At 60.9% G+C, this 17,014-nt stretch carries 18 protein-coding genes and 1 other RNA gene; 10 read left to right on the top strand and 9 right to left on the bottom strand.

The genetic code is table 11. From position 1 onward, the window contains the following. Positions 1-11: 11 nt before the first annotated feature. Complete coding sequence (locus tag AUP74_RS02510; RefSeq protein ID WP_069946176.1) at positions 12-1,220, bottom strand: acetyl-CoA C-acetyltransferase; 1,209 nt, start codon at positions 1,218-1,220, stop codon at positions 12-14. Between the two features lie 263 nt (positions 1,221-1,483). On the opposite strand from AUP74_RS02510, the gene AUP74_RS02505 reads away from it, so the two are divergent. Beyond that, entirely contained in the window at positions 1,484-2,698 is a 1,215-nt protein-coding gene (locus AUP74_RS02505; RefSeq protein ID WP_069946175.1) for an OmpA family protein, read from the top strand. Positions 2,699-2,777: 79 nt separating this feature from the next. Here the strand turns inward: AUP74_RS02505 and AUP74_RS02500 are convergent, their stop codons facing one another. Then, the gene (locus tag AUP74_RS02500) at positions 2,778-3,926 is read right to left on the bottom strand and encodes an AraC family transcriptional regulator (RefSeq protein WP_083260775.1); all 1,149 of its coding nucleotides are present in this window, start codon (positions 3,924-3,926) and stop codon (positions 2,778-2,780) included. Positions 3,927-3,977: 51 nt separating this feature from the next. Here AUP74_RS02500 and AUP74_RS02495 point away from each other — a divergent pair, with 51 nt between their 5' ends. Further along, positions 3,978-4,289 (top strand): helix-turn-helix domain-containing protein, encoded by a 312-nt coding sequence (locus AUP74_RS02495; protein WP_069948660.1) that lies wholly within the window; start codon positions 3,978-3,980, stop codon positions 4,287-4,289. Positions 4,290-4,346: 57 nt separating this feature from the next. On the opposite strand, the gene AUP74_RS02490 is transcribed toward AUP74_RS02495, so the two are convergent. The 3 genes from AUP74_RS02490 to rpiA all read right to left on the bottom strand — a co-directional run bounded on the left by AUP74_RS02490 (position 4,347) and on the right by rpiA (position 6,319). Then, positions 4,347-4,721, bottom strand: a complete 375-nt coding sequence (locus AUP74_RS02490) for a DUF4168 domain-containing protein (RefSeq protein ID WP_069946174.1) — start codon at positions 4,719-4,721, stop codon at positions 4,347-4,349. A 190-nt stretch (positions 4,722-4,911) separates the two neighbouring features. Next, on the bottom strand, positions 4,912-5,544 hold the full coding sequence (locus tag AUP74_RS02485) for a transglycosylase SLT domain-containing protein (protein ID WP_069946173.1): 633 nt from the start codon (positions 5,542-5,544) through the stop codon (positions 4,912-4,914). A 100-nt stretch (positions 5,545-5,644) separates the two neighbouring features. Further along, entirely contained in the window at positions 5,645-6,319 is a 675-nt protein-coding gene (gene rpiA, locus AUP74_RS02480; RefSeq protein WP_069946172.1) for a ribose-5-phosphate isomerase RpiA, read from the bottom strand. A gap of 174 nt (positions 6,320-6,493) precedes the next feature. Between rpiA and ilvA the strand changes: the two genes are divergently transcribed. Then, positions 6,494-8,008, top strand: a complete 1,515-nt coding sequence (ilvA, locus tag AUP74_RS02475) for a threonine ammonia-lyase, biosynthetic (RefSeq protein WP_069946171.1) — start codon at positions 6,494-6,496, stop codon at positions 8,006-8,008. A gap of 240 nt (positions 8,009-8,248) precedes the next feature. Further along, entirely contained in the window at positions 8,249-8,389 is a 141-nt protein-coding gene (locus AUP74_RS17325; RefSeq protein ID WP_162493443.1) for a hypothetical protein, read from the top strand. A gap of 81 nt (positions 8,390-8,470) precedes the next feature. Here the strand turns inward: AUP74_RS17325 and AUP74_RS02470 are convergent, their stop codons facing one another. The 4 genes from AUP74_RS02470 to AUP74_RS02455 all read right to left on the bottom strand — a co-directional run bounded on the left by AUP74_RS02470 (position 8,471) and on the right by AUP74_RS02455 (position 9,956). Further along, on the bottom strand, positions 8,471-9,106 hold the full coding sequence (locus AUP74_RS02470) for a 5-formyltetrahydrofolate cyclo-ligase (RefSeq protein WP_226999871.1): 636 nt from the start codon (positions 9,104-9,106) through the stop codon (positions 8,471-8,473). 59 nt (positions 9,107-9,165) lie between these two features. Continuing rightward, positions 9,166-9,345: non-coding RNA, 6S RNA (ssrS, locus tag AUP74_RS02465), on the bottom strand. Positions 9,346-9,432: 87 nt separating this feature from the next. Then, positions 9,433-9,753, bottom strand: a complete 321-nt coding sequence (locus AUP74_RS02460) for a cell division protein ZapA (protein ID WP_069946170.1) — start codon at positions 9,751-9,753, stop codon at positions 9,433-9,435. Next, positions 9,753-9,956, bottom strand: a complete 204-nt coding sequence (locus AUP74_RS02455; RefSeq protein ID WP_069946169.1) for a TIGR02449 family protein — start codon at positions 9,954-9,956, stop codon at positions 9,753-9,755. Before AUP74_RS02455 ends, AUP74_RS02460 begins: the two co-directional genes overlap by 1 nt. A gap of 306 nt (positions 9,957-10,262) precedes the next feature. Here AUP74_RS02455 and AUP74_RS02450 point away from each other — a divergent pair, with 306 nt between their 5' ends. The 6 genes from AUP74_RS02450 to AUP74_RS02425 all read left to right on the top strand — a co-directional run bounded on the left by AUP74_RS02450 (position 10,263) and on the right by AUP74_RS02425 (position 16,982). Next, positions 10,263-10,823: a UPF0149 family protein gene (locus AUP74_RS02450; protein ID WP_069946168.1), complete on the top strand. Its 561-nt coding sequence runs from the start codon at positions 10,263-10,265 to the stop codon at positions 10,821-10,823. After that, positions 10,823-12,151, top strand: coding sequence for a Xaa-Pro aminopeptidase (gene pepP, locus AUP74_RS02445; RefSeq protein ID WP_069946167.1), 1,329 nt, complete (start codon positions 10,823-10,825; stop codon positions 12,149-12,151). Before AUP74_RS02450 ends, pepP begins: the two co-directional genes overlap by 1 nt. Further along, positions 12,148-13,422, top strand: a complete 1,275-nt coding sequence (locus tag AUP74_RS02440) for an FAD-dependent monooxygenase (RefSeq protein WP_226999870.1) — start codon at positions 12,148-12,150, stop codon at positions 13,420-13,422. The genes pepP and AUP74_RS02440 overlap by 4 nt, the downstream gene beginning before the upstream one ends. Positions 13,423-13,517: 95 nt before the next feature. After that, positions 13,518-14,753, top strand: coding sequence for a UbiH/UbiF/VisC/COQ6 family ubiquinone biosynthesis hydroxylase (locus AUP74_RS02435; RefSeq protein WP_069946166.1), 1,236 nt, complete (start codon positions 13,518-13,520; stop codon positions 14,751-14,753). A 121-nt stretch (positions 14,754-14,874) separates the two neighbouring features. Continuing rightward, positions 14,875-15,879 (top strand): rhomboid family intramembrane serine protease, encoded by a 1,005-nt coding sequence (locus AUP74_RS02430; RefSeq protein WP_069946165.1) that lies wholly within the window; start codon positions 14,875-14,877, stop codon positions 15,877-15,879. Beyond that, the gene (locus AUP74_RS02425) at positions 15,876-16,982 is read left to right on the top strand and encodes a CNNM domain-containing protein (RefSeq protein WP_069946164.1); all 1,107 of its coding nucleotides are present in this window, start codon (positions 15,876-15,878) and stop codon (positions 16,980-16,982) included. Before AUP74_RS02430 ends, AUP74_RS02425 begins: the two co-directional genes overlap by 4 nt. Positions 16,983-17,014: the final 32 nt, after the last annotated feature.

Raw genomic sequence — 17,014 nt, 5'->3', positions numbered from 1 at the left:
GTAGTCCCCGCTTATATCCGCTCAATGATGGTGGCCACACCCATGCCACCACCGACACACAGGGTCACCAGCCCATAGCGCCCCTGGCGCTGTTCCAGTTCGTCCAGCAGGGTGCCGATCAGGATGGCGCCGGTGGCGCCCAGTGGGTGACCCATGGCGATGGAACCGCCGTTGACATTGATTCGGTTCGGATCCACATCCAGCTCGCGCTGGAAGCGCATCACCACCGCGGCGAAGGCCTCGTTGACTTCGAACAGGTCGATGTCCTCGGCCTTGAGCCCGGCCAGCTTCAGCGCCTTGCGGGTGGCCGGCGCCGGGCCGGTAAGCATGATGGTGGGATCGGTGCCGACTACGGCCGCAGAGACGATCCGGGCGCGGGGAGTGAGATTGAGCTTTTGGCCAGCAGCTTCGCTGCCGACCAGTAGTGCTGCGGCGCCGTCGACAATACCGGAGGAGTTGCCGGCAGTGTGTACATGGTTGATGCGCTCCACTTCCGGGTAGCGCTGGCGGGCTACGGCATCGAAACCAAATTCACCGATACCGGCGAACGCGGGTTTCAGTTGGGCGAGGCCATCCATGGAAGTGTCGGGGCGCACCAGCTCGTCCCGGTCGAGGATGGTCAGGCCATTCTGGTCCAACACCGGTATGAGTGAACGCTCGAAGGCGTTGCGCGACCAGGCGGCACTGGCCTTTTGTTGGGAGGCGAGGGCAAATGCGTCCACATCCTCACGGGTGAAGCCGGCCAGAGTGGCAATCAGGTCGGCGCCGATCCCCTGGGGGGCGAAGCCGGTATCCAGTGCGGTGCGGGGGTCTGCAGCCCAGGCGCCACCGTCGCTACCCATGGGCACACGCGACATCGACTCCACGCCACCGGCGACGACCAGCTCTTCCCAGCCCGAGCGTACCTTGGCGGCGGCCAGGTTGACGGCTTCGGCGCCTGAGGCACAGAAGCGGTTCAGTGTGACACCGCCGTTGTCCCAGTCCCAGCCGGCGGCCAGTGCCGCGGTTTTGGCGATATCTGCGCCCTGGTCGCCCACCGGGGTGACGCAGCCCATGACGACGTCATCGATCGTAGCGGTTTCAAACGAATTCCTGCTCTGCAGTGCACGCAGCAGGTTGGAGAGCAGGGTTACCGGTTTCACTTCGTACAGTGCACCACCGGGCTTGCCCTTGCCCCGCGGCGTGCGGATCGCGTCGTAGATAAACGCTTCTCGGGTCATGGTAGCAGCCTCTTTATTTTGGTTGTGCCCTTAACATAGCGGGCCGGTCGGGCCCCGCAATGATCAAAGGCGCCAGTGCCGGTGACCCGCGGACACAGGTCCGGTTTCTGGCGTGCTAATCTGCATTTAGAACAGCGTGACAAAAGTGGTGAGTTTTGGGGAACGACGTGCGAATCACTTATTCGGATTCGGACTAAGAGTGTCGCTCCCCTGCCTTACACTCATTGGAAGCGTTTAGAGGTTTTAAGCGACGAGGTTTGATCATGGCTGACAATTTTCTGGATATGGCCCTGAACCAGTTGGGTTCTACGGGGCTAGATGCGCTTGGCAATGCCCTCGGATTGTCGGGAGACCAACGGGAAGCTGCAGTGAGAACCGGGGGGTCCACCCTGCTCGCAGGCATGCTCAACAAGGGCACCAGCAAGACCGGAATGGCCAGCATTTTCAAGCACGTGACGGAAAGTGAGGACTTCGATTTCTCCTCCATCGCCGATGTGTTCCGAGACCCCGCCCGCGTTTCCAGTCTGGAGGAGAAGGGTGGCAGCCTCCTGGATGCCCTCTTTGGCGGCAAGTCCACTAATGCGGTAAACCTGCTGGCCAGTGCTCTCAACCTCGATGGCAGGACCGGTAGTAGCCTGATGAAACTGCTGGGCCCGGTGGTGATGTCGCTCCTCGGCAAGGTGGTCAAGGGTAAGGGACTCGATATCAGTGGCCTCGCCTCTTTCCTCTTTGGGCAGAAGGAATACATCAAAGGCAAGATCCCCGATGGCCTTCTCAAAGAGCTCGGCGTGAATGACTTCAGTGATCTGGGGGCTTCCCTCGAGTCCCGTGGCCACGCCGAGCCGCTGGAGCCGCGCCCGCAGAAAGTGCGGCATGCAGAGAAAGGTCGCACCGGGTTTGCCAAGTGGTTCTGGCCGATCCTGATTGCCCTGGCTGCTCTCTGGGCACTGAATATGTGTGCCAAAAAGGAAGCTTTGGATGATGATCAGCCCGGTGCGGTGATCCTGGAAGAAGAGCAGGTGATGACCGGGGAAGACCGCGATATGGGCGGTGACCGGATGGAGGGGCAGGTAAGTACTGACGGTTTCGCCAGCAGTTTCAAGGAGTATCTGCAGAGCGATGCCCGTGATCCGAACCGGGAGTTTCCGCTCACCATCGAGTTTGCCCAGGATAGTGCCCGGCCCACCAGTGAGTCGGTACCCGACGTGAATGAGCTGGTGGCTATTTTGCAGGACAACAGCGGCATGACCATCGCCATCGAGGGCCATACCTCCAGCGAGGGGGATGAGATGCGCAATCAGTCGCTGTCCCAGCAGCGCGCGGAAGTGGTACGTCAGATGCTGATCGACAAGGGCATTGATGCCAACCGTATTACCGCCACTGGTATGGGCTCGGCAAAACCCGTTGCGGACAATGCGACCGAGGAGGGCAAGCAACGCAATCGCCGGATCACCGTGCGGGTGGTGACCTTCGAATAACCAGTGTCGTTAAGCCAAAAAAATCCCCGCAAACGCGGGGATTTTTTTGTCCGGCAAATATTCTGCTGAAACTGGCTTATCAGCCCCTGAATTTCTCCCGGTAGGCGCCGGGTGCCAGCCCGGTCCACTTTTTGAAAGCGCGGTTGAAGGCGCTGGGCTCGGAAAAACCCAGGCGCTCGGCGATCTCTGCTACAGCGGTTTCCTGTTTTTTCAGCTGGTAGACAGCCATATCCCGGCGTACGGAATCCTTGATGTCCTGCCAGCTGTTGCCCTCGTCTTTCAGGCGGCGGCGCAGGGTTTGCGGGGAGGTGAACAGCCGTTCCGCCACATCGTCCAGCGACAGGTTTTCGATCCCATGTTGCCCCATCAGCATGCGGCGGATGCGGCCGGTGTAGCTGTTGTCGGATTTGTACTGGGCCAGCAGGCACTCCGGCGCGCGGCCGAGGAATTCACTCAGCTGCTGCTCGTCGCGCACCAGCGGCATCTGCAGATAGCGGGTGCTGAATACCAGGCAGGTTTCCTGCTGGTGGAAGTAGTGCCGACACGGAAACATATCGCTGTAGTCTTCGTTGTAGTCGGGCGGCGGGAATGCCAGATGTACCCGCTCGAGCAGGATGGTGCGATCAATCAGCCAGCTGAAGAAGCGCAGCCAGATCAGGGCCAGTGACTCGACGAAGATCTGGTTCGGCAGGTTCTTGTCATTGCCGTGGTGAATCAGTAGCCGGGCTTCTTCGCCATCCTCGATCAGTCGGATCCGCAGGTCGTCACTGACCATGGAGATAAAGCGGCTGGAGCGCAACAGGGCGCGGCGCAGGTTCGGACAGCTGACGCAGGCGTGGCCCATCATGGCAAAGGTGCCGGGTAGCCAGGGACGGGCGAGGAAGCCGCCGGATTCGTCGGAGAGCAGGTCCCATTCGAGGCGCAACAGGCGGGCTACCTGTTCCCGCCCGAGGCGGGCGTCGGCCTCTTCGAGTGTGGCCGGGTCGATGCCGGCATCACGCAGCAGCTGATTGGTGTCCACTCCGGCGGCGTTCGCACCAGCCAGCTGGGCGCGGATGGCGGCGGCGAGTATGCCCGGTTCTCTCACTGGGACGGTAGCGTTCTCGGAGTCCACGACGGTGCCCTCGCTGTTATTGTCTTCGCGGCGCTGAAGCCGTTGAGTCAGGGGATTATGCGCAATGCCGGCGAGAAAGTCAGGTTTGCTACCAGCGAGGTGAGTAGTGGGCATCCCTGTGGTACAAAAGGCGGCATGCCGGATATCCACAAGAAGAGGGACTTCATGAACGAAGCACTGACGAGCCAGCTAAATCCGACCATTTGCCGGCGGATGCTGATCGCTCACCTGATCGAGACATTGCCGAAGCCCAACAACCCCGCACTGGAAGAGGCCACCGGCTGGCCCAGGCGCACCGTGCAGGACGTGATCGCCAAGGGGCTGCCCGGCCATGGAACGCAGGTGAACTTCGTGCAGGAGGGGGTGCGCAACAACGACGGGTATTACGAGTTGCAGGACTGGGGGTCTTTCGATCGGGATTGGGTGCGCAACCACCTGGCGGAGATTTGTCAGGTACTGGACGTCACGCTGGAGTAATAAGGGGCAGGCAAAGTGTTGAAGTCAGCCGCGGCCGGGGCCGCGGCTCGACAATGGTCAGTCCTGAGCAGATTTTTCCTGCAGAATCTGGTTCACCCGCTCTACCAGCTTCGGGTCAGCTTTAAGGCTGGTGGCGATCTGCTGGTATTCCTCCTTTGACAGCCCCGCATTCTGGATTGCGGACACCATCTTGCCCTGCGCCTCCTGGTTGATGGCCTCAGCCTCCTGGATGTCTGCGGCGGCCTTCAGCTTGGGGGCATACTCCTGGCTGAGAATCACGATTGAGCGATAGGCATTGGCGAACTGTTCCAGCTTCGGCTGGCTATAGTTTGCCGCGGCCTGAGCGACCGGTTGCGCGTTGCCTTGCGCCTGCGCGAGAGGGGCGACACACAGCAGTGCCAGAACCGTAAACAGAATAGGGGAGGTTTTCATGGGCGTCTCTCCTCGGAGCGTATTTGCTGGACGTAGGCGAAGTAAGGGATGGCGAGAGTGCCCGCTGCGGCAGGTCTGCAAACGCCGGACTTTTGCCGGGCAAAAGTGGGGATTCGTCCCATCAGGGTAGACAGTCTTTTCTCTCCTGATGGGCCATTGGGCGCCAGTTCTGCTGTTGAGTTCCTGCGATTCAGAAAATTCCAAGAAATTTCTTGCGCCGTTTGAGACTGCTTTCACAACCTGCCAGCTGGCGTCGGTATTTGCTCGACTGCGCGGAAACCTTCTTTGCCACTTGCTTCAGCCAGGTTTTGTTGCGGAAGCTGCGTCGGTTAAAGCCCCCATGCCCCTCGTGATAAGCCAGGTAGAGATGATAGGTGTCGTGGGGCTTGATGCGGCACTGGCGGGCACTGGTGTTGTTGTACCAGGCCACGAAGTCGACCGCATCCTCAAAGTCATCCCGGTCGGCGCCGTAGTTGAAAGTGGAGCGCTGGTAACCGCGCCAGGTGGTGCCCAGCGCCTGGGAATAGCCATAGGCATCGGAGGGGCGGGGGCCAGGGAATATCCACAGGATTTTGGTCCGCGGGGGTTTGGCGTCGTGTACGAAGCGGGATTCCTGGTGCAGGAAGGCCATGGTGGTGGCCACCGGCGAGCCCCACTTTTCCTCCGCGTCTTTGGCTGCCCCGTACCAGTCTTTTTTCTCGCGGAAGATGCTGCAGATATCGTCCGGGTTACTGGGCGGGCTGGTGGCGCAACCTGCGAGAGAGCCGGCGAGCAGTAACAGGAGCAGCCGTGTGATCAGGCGGTTGTTATTGTTCTGAAACATATCTCTAAACTACGGGCGACGGTGGTCGCTGCTGGTCTTTATTGTTTTTGGCTCGGGGGTTTCCTTGGGCGGGGCCAGGCCCCTCTCCAATCCCAGGCGTTCAAGAAGCGGTGAGGGTTTTGACCCCGGACGCGGTGCCCAGCAGCAGGATATCCGCCGAACGTCGAGCGAAAATACCGTTGGTGACGACGCCGGTGATATTGTTGATCGCCTCTTCCAATGCCTGCGGTTGGGCAATCTGCAGATTGTGCACATCCAGGATGACATTGCCGTTGTCGGTGGTCACACCCTGCCGATACACGGGGTCGCCACCCAGCTTGACGATCTCCCGGGCCACCAGGGAACGGGCCATGGGAATGACTTCCACCGGCAGTGGGAAATTGCCCAGTACGGGCACCCACTTGCTCTCGTCCGCGATACAGACGAATTCGTCGGAGCAGGCGGCGACGATCTTCTCGCGGGTCAGTGCGGCGCCACCACCCTTGATCAGTTCCAGTGCCGCGTTGGCCTCGTCGGCGCCGTCCACATACACCTGGATACCGTCCACTGCGTTGAGGTCGTAGACGGGGATGCCGTGTGATTTCAGGCGCTCTGCCGAGGCCTCGGAGCTGGCAACGGTGCCGTCAAAGCGGCCCTTGATTTCCGCCAGCATGTCGATGAAGAAGTTGGCGGTGGAACCGGTGCCAACCCCGACGATGCTATCGGCTTCCAGCTTGGGGGCGATGTAGTCGATGGCGGCGCGGGCGGTGGCGCGCTTGAGTTCATCCTGAGTCATGTTGCTCCTGGTCCTGTGCAATATTTTCTTGGAATAAGTGTTTTTCGGGAGAAAAATTCTCGCGGTCTCGGCGTTATGGTGGCAATCCTGCTGCCGGAGGATTAGACTGGCTGCCTCGGGCACTCCGTGTGCCCGGGCCTTTGTATCAGATGAAGACGGCTGCTGAATTCCGCCATGCCCCAGTCCTATATCAAGCGCATTTTAGACGCGCGCATTTACGATGTCGCCACCGAGACCCCGCTGGAGCCCATGCGCCAGCTGTCGCACCGGTTCGGTAACCGCATTCTGCTCAAGCGTGAGGACCTGCAGCCGGTCTTCTCCTTCAAAATTCGTGGCGCCTACAACAAGTTGCTGCAGTTGCCGGCGGAGCAGCGGGCCAAAGGCGTGATCGCTGCGTCTGCGGGCAATCACGCCCAGGGCCTGGCTCTGGGCGCCGCACAGCTGGGGGTGCGGGCCACGATCGTGATGCCCACTACCACCCCGCAGATCAAGGTCAACGCCGTGCGCATGCGCGGCGCTGAAGTGGTGCTCCACGGGGATACGTTTGACGAGGCTGCGGCCCGTGCCCGCCAGTTGGTGGAAGAGCGCGGCCTGGTCTTCGTACACCCCTACGATGATCCGGATGTGATTGCCGGCCAGGGCACGGTTGGCATGGAGCTGCTGCGCCAGCACCCCGGTCACCTGGATGCGGTCTTTATTCCGGTGGGCGGCGGTGGCCTGGCTGCGGGGATGGCGGCCTATATCAAATATGTGCGTCCCGAAGTGAAAGTCTACGCCGTGGAGCCGGAAGAGGCCGCGTGCCTGAAGGTGGCCCTGGAAGCGGACAAACGGGTGCGCTTGTCGCAGGTGGGGCTATTCGCCGATGGCGTGGCGGTGGCCCAGATCGGGGAGGAAACCTTCCGCGTGCTGCGGGAGACGGTGGACGGGGTAATCACGGTTTCCACCGATGAGGTGTGTGCGGCCATCAAGGATATCTTCGAAGATACCCGCTCGATCGCCGAGCCCGCCGGTGCCGTGGGGTTGGCGGGCCTCAAAAAATACATTCAGGAACAGGGCGGCAGCAATCAGGCGCTCGCTACCATCTGCAGCGGCGCCAATACCAATTTTGATCGCCTGCGCTATATCAGCGAGCGCACCGAGATCGGCGAGAAGCGCGAGGCGGTGCTGGCTGTGACCATTCCCGAACGCCCGGGCAGCTACCTGCAGTTCTGTCGCGATCTCGGCGACCGTGCGATCACCGAATTCAATTACCGTTATGCCAACGGTGGCGAGGCCCATATCTTCGTGGGGCTGCAGGTGGCGGCGAATGCGGATCGGCTCCAGCTGCTGGATCGCCTGAAGGAGGGTGGTTACCGGGTCACCGATCTCACCGATAACGAGATGGCGAAGCTGCACATTCGCCACCTGGTCGGCGGGCGGGCGCCGGGACTTGAGGATGAAGTCGTGTACCGTTTCGAGTTTCCAGAGCGGCCAGGGGCGCTACGCAAGTTCCTCGAGCAGCTGGCCGGGCGGTGGAACATCACCCTGTTCCACTACCGCAACCATGGCGCAGCCTATGGGCGCGTGCTGGTGGGTATGGAGGTACCGCCGTCGGAGCGCGAGGCGCTGCGGGAGCTACTGGAGCAGCTGCACTACCCGTTCTGGGACGAGACAGACAACCCGGCTTACAGTTTCTTCTTGGCCAGCTGACCGGTGAGACAGCCGGGGCAGCAATGCATGGTCGGTTTGGCTGCGGGTAGACCAGTGGACTGAACTTGTCGAATTATTGTGGGTAAAAATGAGACAAAGGTCTCAAAATTTGATCGCAAATCGGTTACTATTTCACCGCTGAATGATTTTCTCGCCCTCGTTGGAACTTTTGCGATACCGGCAGTCCAACGCGTGGTGTCTAGCACATAACAACAAAACAATACTTACAGGATGGTCCCCATGAAACCCGATGCAATGACAATCGCAGTGGTTGTCTTTGTTGCGGGCGTGCTGTTGAGCAGTACCGGTCTGACCGAGGTGTTTTCCTCGGAGGAGCCGGAACCGCCCGCGGCACTGCAGCAGGGGGTTGTGACGCGCTAAGCGCAGCGCCCTCTCCGCAAAGAAAAAAGCCGAACGCGAAAGCGTTCGGCTTTTTTTGTGCCCCTTCGTCGGCTGCGATACTCAGCGGCAGCGGAAACTGTGGCTCTCGGTCACCACACCGTGCAAGGGGATGTCCCAGCTGTCTGTGGGCAGAAAGGGCACGCATTGGAGTTGATGGGCAATGCCGAGCAGGCGCGGTCCGGCACCAGGCAGCATGCGCTGTATTGCGAACGTGCGGTCGTAAAACCCTGCTCCCATACCCAGACGGGCACCGCTGGGATCGAAAGCCACCAGCGGCATCAGTACCAGATCGAGTCGCTCGGGTGTATGGCTGTGTCCGCGCACAGGTTCGGGGATGTGGTAACGGTTGCGGTAGGTCAATGCCCTACCATGCCAGTGCACGAAGCGCAGCTGCGGGTGGGGGGCATGGGGAAGGACGGGGAGGTAGAAACGTTTCTCGGGAAAGCGTTTGACCAGCCCCCGCACATCGACCTCGCCATCCATCGGCCAGTAAAGCGCAATATGCCGGGCTTTCAGCAACGCCGGGTGGCTGCTCAGGCGGTTAACCACCGCCTGACTCGTGACCCGCTGTCGATTGGTGTCCAGGTTACGTCGCGCTGCACGCATACGGCGACGTAGCTGCCATTTGCCCTCAAAAGATGAACTCTCATTGGCGGCAGTGATGCGTTCAGTGGTGGGATCGTTGAGTTGTGACACGATGGGCGCGAGTTCCGCTCGCTTTGGATTCTCTCGTCCGGAGAGACTGTCTGGAATTAGGACACCCCGAGCGTGCGGCTGATGACGTAGCCTTGAACCGTTAAGTTCAAGGTGGTGGCCTCCGGAATGCATTAGGCTTTCCGCTACATGGCGGACTTGCACATCAACACCCGCTGGAAACCTCCAGGGTAAAAGTATCGGCTCAGGACATTGTCAACTGGCCAACACCTCAGGGCTTATACGCAGTATAACTCTCATGCCCTTAAAAGGCTAAGGCCGCAGGTCTCGGTTCCAGAAGAATTTCCCGTTTGTCAAATGACGGCGAGTCAGTCTTTTTCCGTGTCGATGGAGGAAAGCGCGGACTGTACCTTGTCCTGAAGTCGCTCGAGCATCTCCTGCTCCAGCGGTACGCGGGTGAGTTCTGCCTTGGCCTGAATCAGCTCGTGAGCGATGTTGAGTGCGGCCATGACCGCAATGCGTTCGAGACCAATCACTGAGCCGCTGGCACGAATGCGGGTCATACGCTCGTGGAGCAGACGGGCGGAAGCCTCGAGTTCCGCGCGCTCGTCCTCCGCACAGGCCACACGGTACTCTTTGTCGAGAATGGAGACCGTGACGGTTTCGGATTTTGTGGCTGAGTCACCCATCAGGATTCTTGCGCTAGGCCCTTGAGGCGGTTGATCATTGCTTCGACCCGCGTGCGGGCGACTTCGTTATTTTTTATCAGACGCTGGCGCTCGCGCTGCCAGTCGGTTTGCTGCTGGCGCAGCGCGCGGTTGTCCTCGGCGAGCTGCTCACAACGGGCAATCAGCGAGTCCACGGTGCTTTCTAACGCTTGTAACTTATCCATAAATCCTGCGTTTGTGACTGCGCCTCGGGGCGTCTTTTCCGGACGCCGAGCTTCGTGGCGCCGGGAGGCTGAAACGCAGCGCTCCGCTTATGCATGCAACACGACAGACCGCGAGGGATTCCGCTACTATATTGCCGGCTCATGAGAGGGTCAATTGCCCCGCCAGAGCGGCCATTCACAAATTTGTGCACAGATTACGACTCTGCACCGCATCCGTGCCTCGCGTCGGGGATCGTTGCCGCAGAAAAAGACAGTTTGCGCAAACTCTGATCAGAGTTTGCCTCTAATCCAGAATCGAGCAGTGACATGACCAACAACCTCAGTGAATTCGACAAGCTTGCCAATGGCATTCTCGCCGCCGGCGGCCATACCAGCCCCAGTGAGCTGCATGGTTTTGTGTGCGGGGTGCTTGCCGCCGGCGCGCGTCCGGACCGCCGACGCTGGCAGGATGAACTGGGGCAGTTGTTGGACCTGGATGCGGTGCCGGCGGATCTGTCGGCGGAATTCCAGCGTATTGCTGAAGAGAGTGCGGCACAGCTCAATGACCGCAACTTCGATTTCCGGCTGCTCCTGGCGGAAGATTCCGACATCAGCGAGCGCGCGCTTTCCCTGGGCCTGTGGTGCCAGGGGTTCCTGCATGGTTTTGGGGTTGGCGCCTACCAGGGTGAGCTGCCTCCAACCAGCAAGGAGGCGCTGGAAGATCTCAGCGCCGTCAGTCAGGTGGATGCCGATGCGGTCAGCGAGGGCGAAGAGGCGGAACACCAGCTACTGGAGGTAGAGGAGTTTGTCCGCGTGGCGGTGATGAATATCTTCACCGAGACTGCCCCGCGTCCCGCGAGTGGCAGCAAGGGAGCCACCCTGCACTGATGAGTATCGGCAAGGCGGAATATGCGCGCCGTCGAGCGCGGCTGATCGCTAGCCTGCCCGAGGGCGGCCTCGCCATTGTGCCTGCGGCACGGGAGCAGCTGCGCTCCCGGGATACTTTTTTCCCATTTCGCCAGGACAGCGACTTTCTCTATCTCACCGGTTTCAAGGAGCCTGAAGCGCTGCTGGTGCTGGTGCCGGGGCGCGTGTCCGGCGAGGAAATTCTCTTCTGCCGGGAGCGCAACGCTGAGCGGGAGTTGTGGGACGGGCCCAGACTGGGGCCCGAGCGTGCCGCCGATGAGTGCGGCCTCTGCGATGCTTTTCCGATCGGTGATCTCGACGACATCCTGCCGGGACTACTGGAGGGGCGCGAGCGAATTTACTACACCATGGGACGCTTTCCACAGCTCGATCGGCGGCTGCAGGGCTATCTGAAGGCGATCGAGCGAGCGCCCGGTGGTGGCGGTGCACCGGAGATGGTGGACCTGGATCACCTGCTGCATGAATTGCGCCTCTACAAAAGTGCCGCAGAAATCCGCTTGATGAGTCGTGCTGCCGAGATCAGCGCGGAGGCCCACCGGCGCGCCATGAAGCGCTGTCGTCCCGGGGTATTTGAATACCAGCTTGAGGCGGAGATTCTCCATGCCTTCGCCGATGCTGGCGCCCGCGAGCCGGCGTATCCGAGCATTATTGGCGGCGGCAGCAACGCGCTGGTGATGCATTACTGCAGCAACCATATGGCCCTGAAAAACGGTGACCTGGTACTGGTGGATGCCGGCTGTGAATACCGCGGTTATGCCGCCGACGTGACGCGTACCTACCCGGTGAACGGTCGTTTCAGCGGCGCCCAGCGCGCCCTTTACGAAGTCGTGCTGGCAGCACAGCTGGCGGCCATCGAGCAGGTGCGCAGTGGCAATCACTGGGACCAGCCCCATATGGCCAGTGTCGAGACGATTACCCGCGGTCTGGTGGACCTGGGCCTGTTGAAGGGCGATCCCGGCGAACTGGTGGAGTCAGGTGCGTATCGCCGTTTCTATATGCACCGCGTTGGGCACTGGCTCGGCATGGATGTTCACGATGTAGGGGATTACCGCGTGCATGGCCAGTGGCGGCAACTGGAACCGGGGATGGTGATGACGATCGAGCCCGGTGTTTATATTCCTGAGGACGCCGATGTGCCGGCGCAGTTCCGCGGGATCGGTATCCGTATAGAGGACGATGTGGCACTGCTGAAGGAGGGGGCGCGGGTACTCTCGGAGGCGGCGCCAAAGGCAGTGGCTGATATCGAGCATGCCATGGGGCAGGGGGAATTTCAGGAGGCGCTGTGGTGAACGCAACAAATTCCGGTGGTGAAAAGCGGACAGCGGACAGTCGGGTTGATGTTGCCATCGTCGGCGGCGGTATGGCGGGCGCCAGTCTGGCGCTGATGCTGGCCCACTACTGCCCGGATCTGCAGGTGGCGCTCCTGGAGCAAAAGCCCCTGCCCGCCAGCGGCATTCAGCCGGTCCTGCCCAGCTTCGATACCCGCGCCACAGCGCTAGCCGCCGGAAGCCTGCAGTTGTTTGAACAGCTCGGACTCTGGCCCGAGCTCAGAACCTATTGTGCGCCCATCAACGAGATTCACGTCAGTGACCGCGGGCGCGGAGTGGGGGCCCGCTTGTCTGCAGCGCGAGAGGCGCGGGCACAGTTTCAGGGCATGTTTGGCGCCGTGGTGGAAAATGCCGCCCTGGGTCCGGTGCTCTATCGAGCCCTGGCCGACACATCAGTCCACGCCATGGCTCCCGCCGATGTCCAGCGGGTGGCCTTTGGCGAAGAGGGTGCTGAGCTGTACTGGCGGGATGATGCCGGCGCAGAGCAGCGGTTGCGGGCCTCTCTTCTGGTAGCGGCGGACGGAGTCGATTCTCCGCTTTGCCGGCAGCTCGGCATCGAGACTGAGCGCGTCGACTACCACCAGCGGGCACTGGTGACCACCGTTGGTCTTCAACGTGACCACGGTGGTGTGGCCTATGAGCGTTTTACCGACAGCGGGCCCATGGCCCTGCTGCCGCTGCCGGATCGGGAGGGCGCTCACCGTGCGGCTCTGGTCTGGACCTGCGAGGAGGAGGATGCCGACGCCCTGTGTGCCCTGGACAGCGACGCCTTTGTCGACCGTGTGCAGCGGACGTTCGGCTGGCGTGCGGGTCGCCTGGTGCGCTCCGGTGCAGTCGCCTCCTACCGCCTCAGTCTCAGCCTGGCGAAGGAGCAATGGCGACGGAACCTGGTCCTGGTCGGAAACTGTGCGCATTTCCTGCATCCCGTTGCCGGGCAGGGCTTCAACCTTACACTGCGTGACAGCGAGGCACTGGCGCGTGCGTTGTCCGGGGATGGCGGTCGACTTCTGGCGCAAAATTCCTCTGCCGCACTAGACTTGTTGGAGAACTACGGTCGCGAGCGGCAGCAGGACCAGCAGTTGACCATTGGCTTCAGTGACCGGGTGCCGGCGCTGTTCGCCTCGGGCAATCCGCTGGTCCGCAGTTCCCGGCAGCTCGGCCTGTTGGGGCTCAATGTGGCGCCGCCGCTGCGGACCAGTTTTCTCAGCCAGGCGGCCGGTTTTGGGCTTTAATTGTCCGCACGGCTGCAGAGTTGTGATCCGCGCCCGTTAGCTTTATCAGGACAAACAGCGGTATCTGAGTGGAAAAACCGCGAAATGGTCAGATTATGAAGAGAAACCGTCTGGATGTTGCCATTGTTGGTGCAGGCATGGTGGGCATGGCCCAGGCTGCCCTGCTGGCTGTGCGGCACCCGCAACTCAGGGTGGCGGTGCTGGAAGCGTCCACCGATATTCCGTCTGTGCCTGAAGATGAATACGACCCCCGTGTGGTGGCGCTCACCCGCGCCTCTCAAGAGCTGCTCAACGAAATCGGCGCCTGGGATGACATCATCGCCGCCCGTGCCTGCCCCTATACGGATATGCGGGTATGGGACGCGGAGGGCACCGGCTCTGTCAGCTTCAGCTGCCGGGATGTACACCAGCCGAATCTGGGTCATATCGTCGAGAACAGCGTCATCACCACCGCACTGCGGACACGGCTGGAGACGCTCCCCAATGTGGAAATTATCAATGGCTTCCGGCTCGATAGCTGGTGGCGTGATTGTGGCCACTGGCACCTGCAGTCGCGGCCCAAAGATGGGCAACTGGTGGAGGGGCTGGAGGACCGTGGCGAGGTGGTCGAAACGCGGCTGCTGATCGGTGCCGACGGTGCGCGCTCGAGGGTGCGGGATCTGTTACGTATCCGCTGCAAGGACACCGACTATCACCAGACGGCACTGGTCTGTGTGGCCCGTTGTGCAGAGGAACATCGTCACATTGCCAGACAGCGCTTTCTCCGTTCGGGCCCTCTGGCATTTCTGCCGTTGTCGGGACTTGGTGACGAAAATCACTGTGCCGTGGTCTGGTCGGCGGATAAAGAGCTGGCGCGTGAACTCCTGATGCTCGACGATGCGGCCTTCGCCCTCAACCTGGAGAAAGCTCTCGAGAGCCGCCTGGGCCCGATCGAGTCGGTGAGCGAGCGGGTCTCTTTCCCGCTGCGGGGGCGTCATGCAGAAAGCTATTTTGGTGCCGGTGCGGTGTTGGTGGGAGATGCCGCCCACACCATTCATCCGCTGGCGGGCCAGGGGGTCAATCTCGGCCTGCAGGATGTGCGCGTGCTGGGCGAGGAAATACAGCGCGCACTCAAGCGTGGGCTGGAACCGTCGGACCACTCAGTGCTGGCGCGATACCAACGTCGTCGCCGCGGTGATAACGAGGCGACCCTGAAGGCCATGAGCACCTTTAAATCCCTTTTCGGAGCGGGCGAGCTGCACTGGCGCTGGCTCCGCAATACAGGATTGAGCATGGTGGATGCCAGCCCGCTACTGAAAAAAAGGATCATCCTGCGCGCGATGGCGGTTTAAGTGCGTGCAGGCAGCGCGAGCCCTCCGAGGGCGCTTGTTTTTTTGTCGTGCGAACCCAATATCAGTGGCAGCGCTTTTTATCGAGCTTTCGATTTATCCCTGTAATGGCCCGGACTGACTTTTGAGCGACTGGACCGCTGTCTACCAATTCCCCATCGATCAGGACCTGAGCGAGCTGGCGCAATTCATCGCGCGTGGCCGCCTCCCTCTGCGCATCACAGAAGAGAATAATCACCAAGTGTTATGGGCTCCGGACCCTCGCCTCAAGTCCCTGTTGTTGCCGGTGCTGGAGCGTTGGGAAGCCGGTACGCTGCGGCTTGCGGATGTCCGCATCGAGCCCGTCCGTGATGGCTCTGAATCTGATCAGCGCCCGGAAGGCAACGTGCCATCAAGCGATGACAGCGGGGCTTTGGAAGGTGCCGGACATGCACCGGCTGGAGCCGAGGTGCGGGCGGATGCGGTCAGCCCCTCGCCGCTGCCCAACTGGCCCCTGCAGGCAACACCGCTGTGCCTTTTACTGATCGGCCTCTGTTTTGTTGGCTGGTTCCTGTTGCGGGAAAACCTGGTTCAGGGGTTGGTGATCTATCCCGACCGGCGCGAGGATTTCGAGCTGGCCTCCTCCACGCTGGCGTGGCACTGGTCCCAGGGGGAGTACTGGCGTCTCTGGTCACCGGCCGTCGTGCACTTCTCCCTGCCTCACGCACTGTTCAATGCGCTCGGTGTGTGGATTCTGGGCCGTTCGCTGGAGGCGCGCGCCGGGACTCTGGCCCTGGCGGTACTGGTTCTGGTGAGTGCTGCGGTTTCCAATCTGGCCCAGTATCTCTGGTCGCCGGAAATCGTATTCGGTGGCATGTCCGGCGTGGTCTATGCCCTGGTAGGCGCGGTGATGGTGCTACAGCGGGTCGCTCCCCGGTGGAGTGATGTACCTGCGGGTATCGTGATGCTGGCGGTGGGCTGGCTGCTGCTCTGTGCCACCGGCTTGTTCACCCTGATATTCGGTGTCGGTGTTGCCAACGCGGCACACCTGGGTGGCTTTATCAGTGGCTCGCTGCTGACAGTGCTTTACTGCCTGCTTGGGGGAGCCCGCAACTTTTCGCTGTCGAGAGGAACGACTGACACTCCATGACGCTGCTTATTGTTTATGTGCTGATTGCGCTGGGTTTTTCCTTTCTGTGCTCGATTGCCGAGTCGGTCATACTGAGCGTGACCAAGCCCTATATCAGCCTGCTCGAGCGGGAAGAGCACCGGGCGGGCGCTGTGCTGCGCCGTCTCAAGGACGATATCAATGCGCCACTGGCGGCAATCCTGACCCTCAATACTGTCGCCCATACTGTCGGTGCGGCGGGCGCCGGTGCCCAGGCCGCTGCGGTTTTCGGCAATCAGTATCTGGGGGTGATTTCGGCCATCCTCACCCTGCTGATCCTTATATTTTCGGAAATAATTCCGAAAACCCTCGGCGCGGTTTACTGGCGCCAGCTGGCGCCGCTTACCGGTTATACGGTGCAGTTTATGGTGTGGGTGCTGTACCCATTCGTAAAGATGTCCGAGTGGCTGACCAGAGGGCTGTCCCATGGGCCGACACTGACCGGTTTCAGCCGCGAGGAATTTGCCGTGATGGCTGAGCTCGGCGAAGCGGAGGGGCAGCTGGAAGAACGTGAGTCGAATATTCTTCGCAACCTCTTTTTCACTCTGCGCGATCACTCGGTCAGGGAGGTAATGACACCCCGGACCGTGGTGTACTCGCTTTCCAAGGATGCGACGCTGGCGGAGGTTTACGAGGATGTGGAGAAAAGTCGCTTTTCCCGTATTCCCATCTATGAGCACAACGACCCGGATTGCGTGGTCGGCTTTGTCCTGAAACAGGAGCTGTTGCTGGCCTATGCGAAAGGCAACCAGGACGACAAGCTATTCCAGTTCCGACGCGATCTGTTGATGCTGCCCGAGACGGCCACCATTTATCAGGCGTTCCAGAAGATGCTCTCCCGCAGGGTCCAGATCAGTGCGGTACTGGATGAGTATGGCAGTCTGGAGGGCCTGGTTACCCTGGAAGATTTACTCGAGACTTTGCTGGGCGAGGAGATTGTCGATGAGGCGGACAAAACGCCGGATCGCCAATTACTTGCCCGCCGGCTCTGGCGCTGGCGCTCCAAGCGCTATGGATTAAAGGTGGACGAATCGGTAAAACAGGAGGATGATCCTGATGAGGATGAAGACGAGCGGCCGCAGTGAACCCTCGGGAACTTCTGCTGGCGCTGACCGGT

The organism is Microbulbifer aggregans, assembly GCF_001750105.1.
Classification (GTDB): Bacteria; Pseudomonadota; Gammaproteobacteria; order Pseudomonadales; family Cellvibrionaceae; genus Microbulbifer; species Microbulbifer aggregans.
This window is presented reverse-complemented; position numbering and strand designations above follow the sequence as displayed.

Coding starts and splice junctions, on each gene's coding strand:
- AUP74_RS02510 (WP_069946176.1), bottom strand. CDS start 1,220: ATGACCCGAGAAGCGTTTATCTACGACGCGATCCGCACGCCGCGGGGC.
- AUP74_RS02505 (WP_069946175.1), top strand. CDS start 1,484: ATGGCTGACAATTTTCTGGATATGGCCCTGAACCAGTTGGGTTCTACG.
- AUP74_RS02500 (WP_083260775.1), bottom strand. CDS start 3,926: ATGCCCACTACTCACCTCGCTGGTAGCAAACCTGACTTTCTCGCCGGC.
- AUP74_RS02495 (WP_069948660.1), top strand. CDS start 3,978: ATGAACGAAGCACTGACGAGCCAGCTAAATCCGACCATTTGCCGGCGG.
- AUP74_RS02490 (WP_069946174.1), bottom strand. CDS start 4,721: ATGAAAACCTCCCCTATTCTGTTTACGGTTCTGGCACTGCTGTGTGTC.
- AUP74_RS02485 (WP_069946173.1), bottom strand. CDS start 5,544: ATGTTTCAGAACAATAACAACCGCCTGATCACACGGCTGCTCCTGTTA.
- rpiA (WP_069946172.1), bottom strand. CDS start 6,319: ATGACTCAGGATGAACTCAAGCGCGCCACCGCCCGCGCCGCCATCGAC.
- ilvA (WP_069946171.1), top strand. CDS start 6,494: ATGCCCCAGTCCTATATCAAGCGCATTTTAGACGCGCGCATTTACGAT.
- AUP74_RS17325 (WP_162493443.1), top strand. CDS start 8,249: ATGAAACCCGATGCAATGACAATCGCAGTGGTTGTCTTTGTTGCGGGC.
- AUP74_RS02460 (WP_069946170.1), bottom strand. CDS start 9,753: ATGGGTGACTCAGCCACAAAATCCGAAACCGTCACGGTCTCCATTCTC.
- AUP74_RS02455 (WP_069946169.1), bottom strand. CDS start 9,956: ATGGATAAGTTACAAGCGTTAGAAAGCACCGTGGACTCGCTGATTGCC.
- AUP74_RS02450 (WP_069946168.1), top strand. CDS start 10,263: ATGACCAACAACCTCAGTGAATTCGACAAGCTTGCCAATGGCATTCTC.
- pepP (WP_069946167.1), top strand. CDS start 10,823: ATGAGTATCGGCAAGGCGGAATATGCGCGCCGTCGAGCGCGGCTGATC.
- AUP74_RS02435 (WP_069946166.1), top strand. CDS start 13,518: ATGAAGAGAAACCGTCTGGATGTTGCCATTGTTGGTGCAGGCATGGTG.
- AUP74_RS02425 (WP_069946164.1), top strand. CDS start 15,876: ATGACGCTGCTTATTGTTTATGTGCTGATTGCGCTGGGTTTTTCCTTT.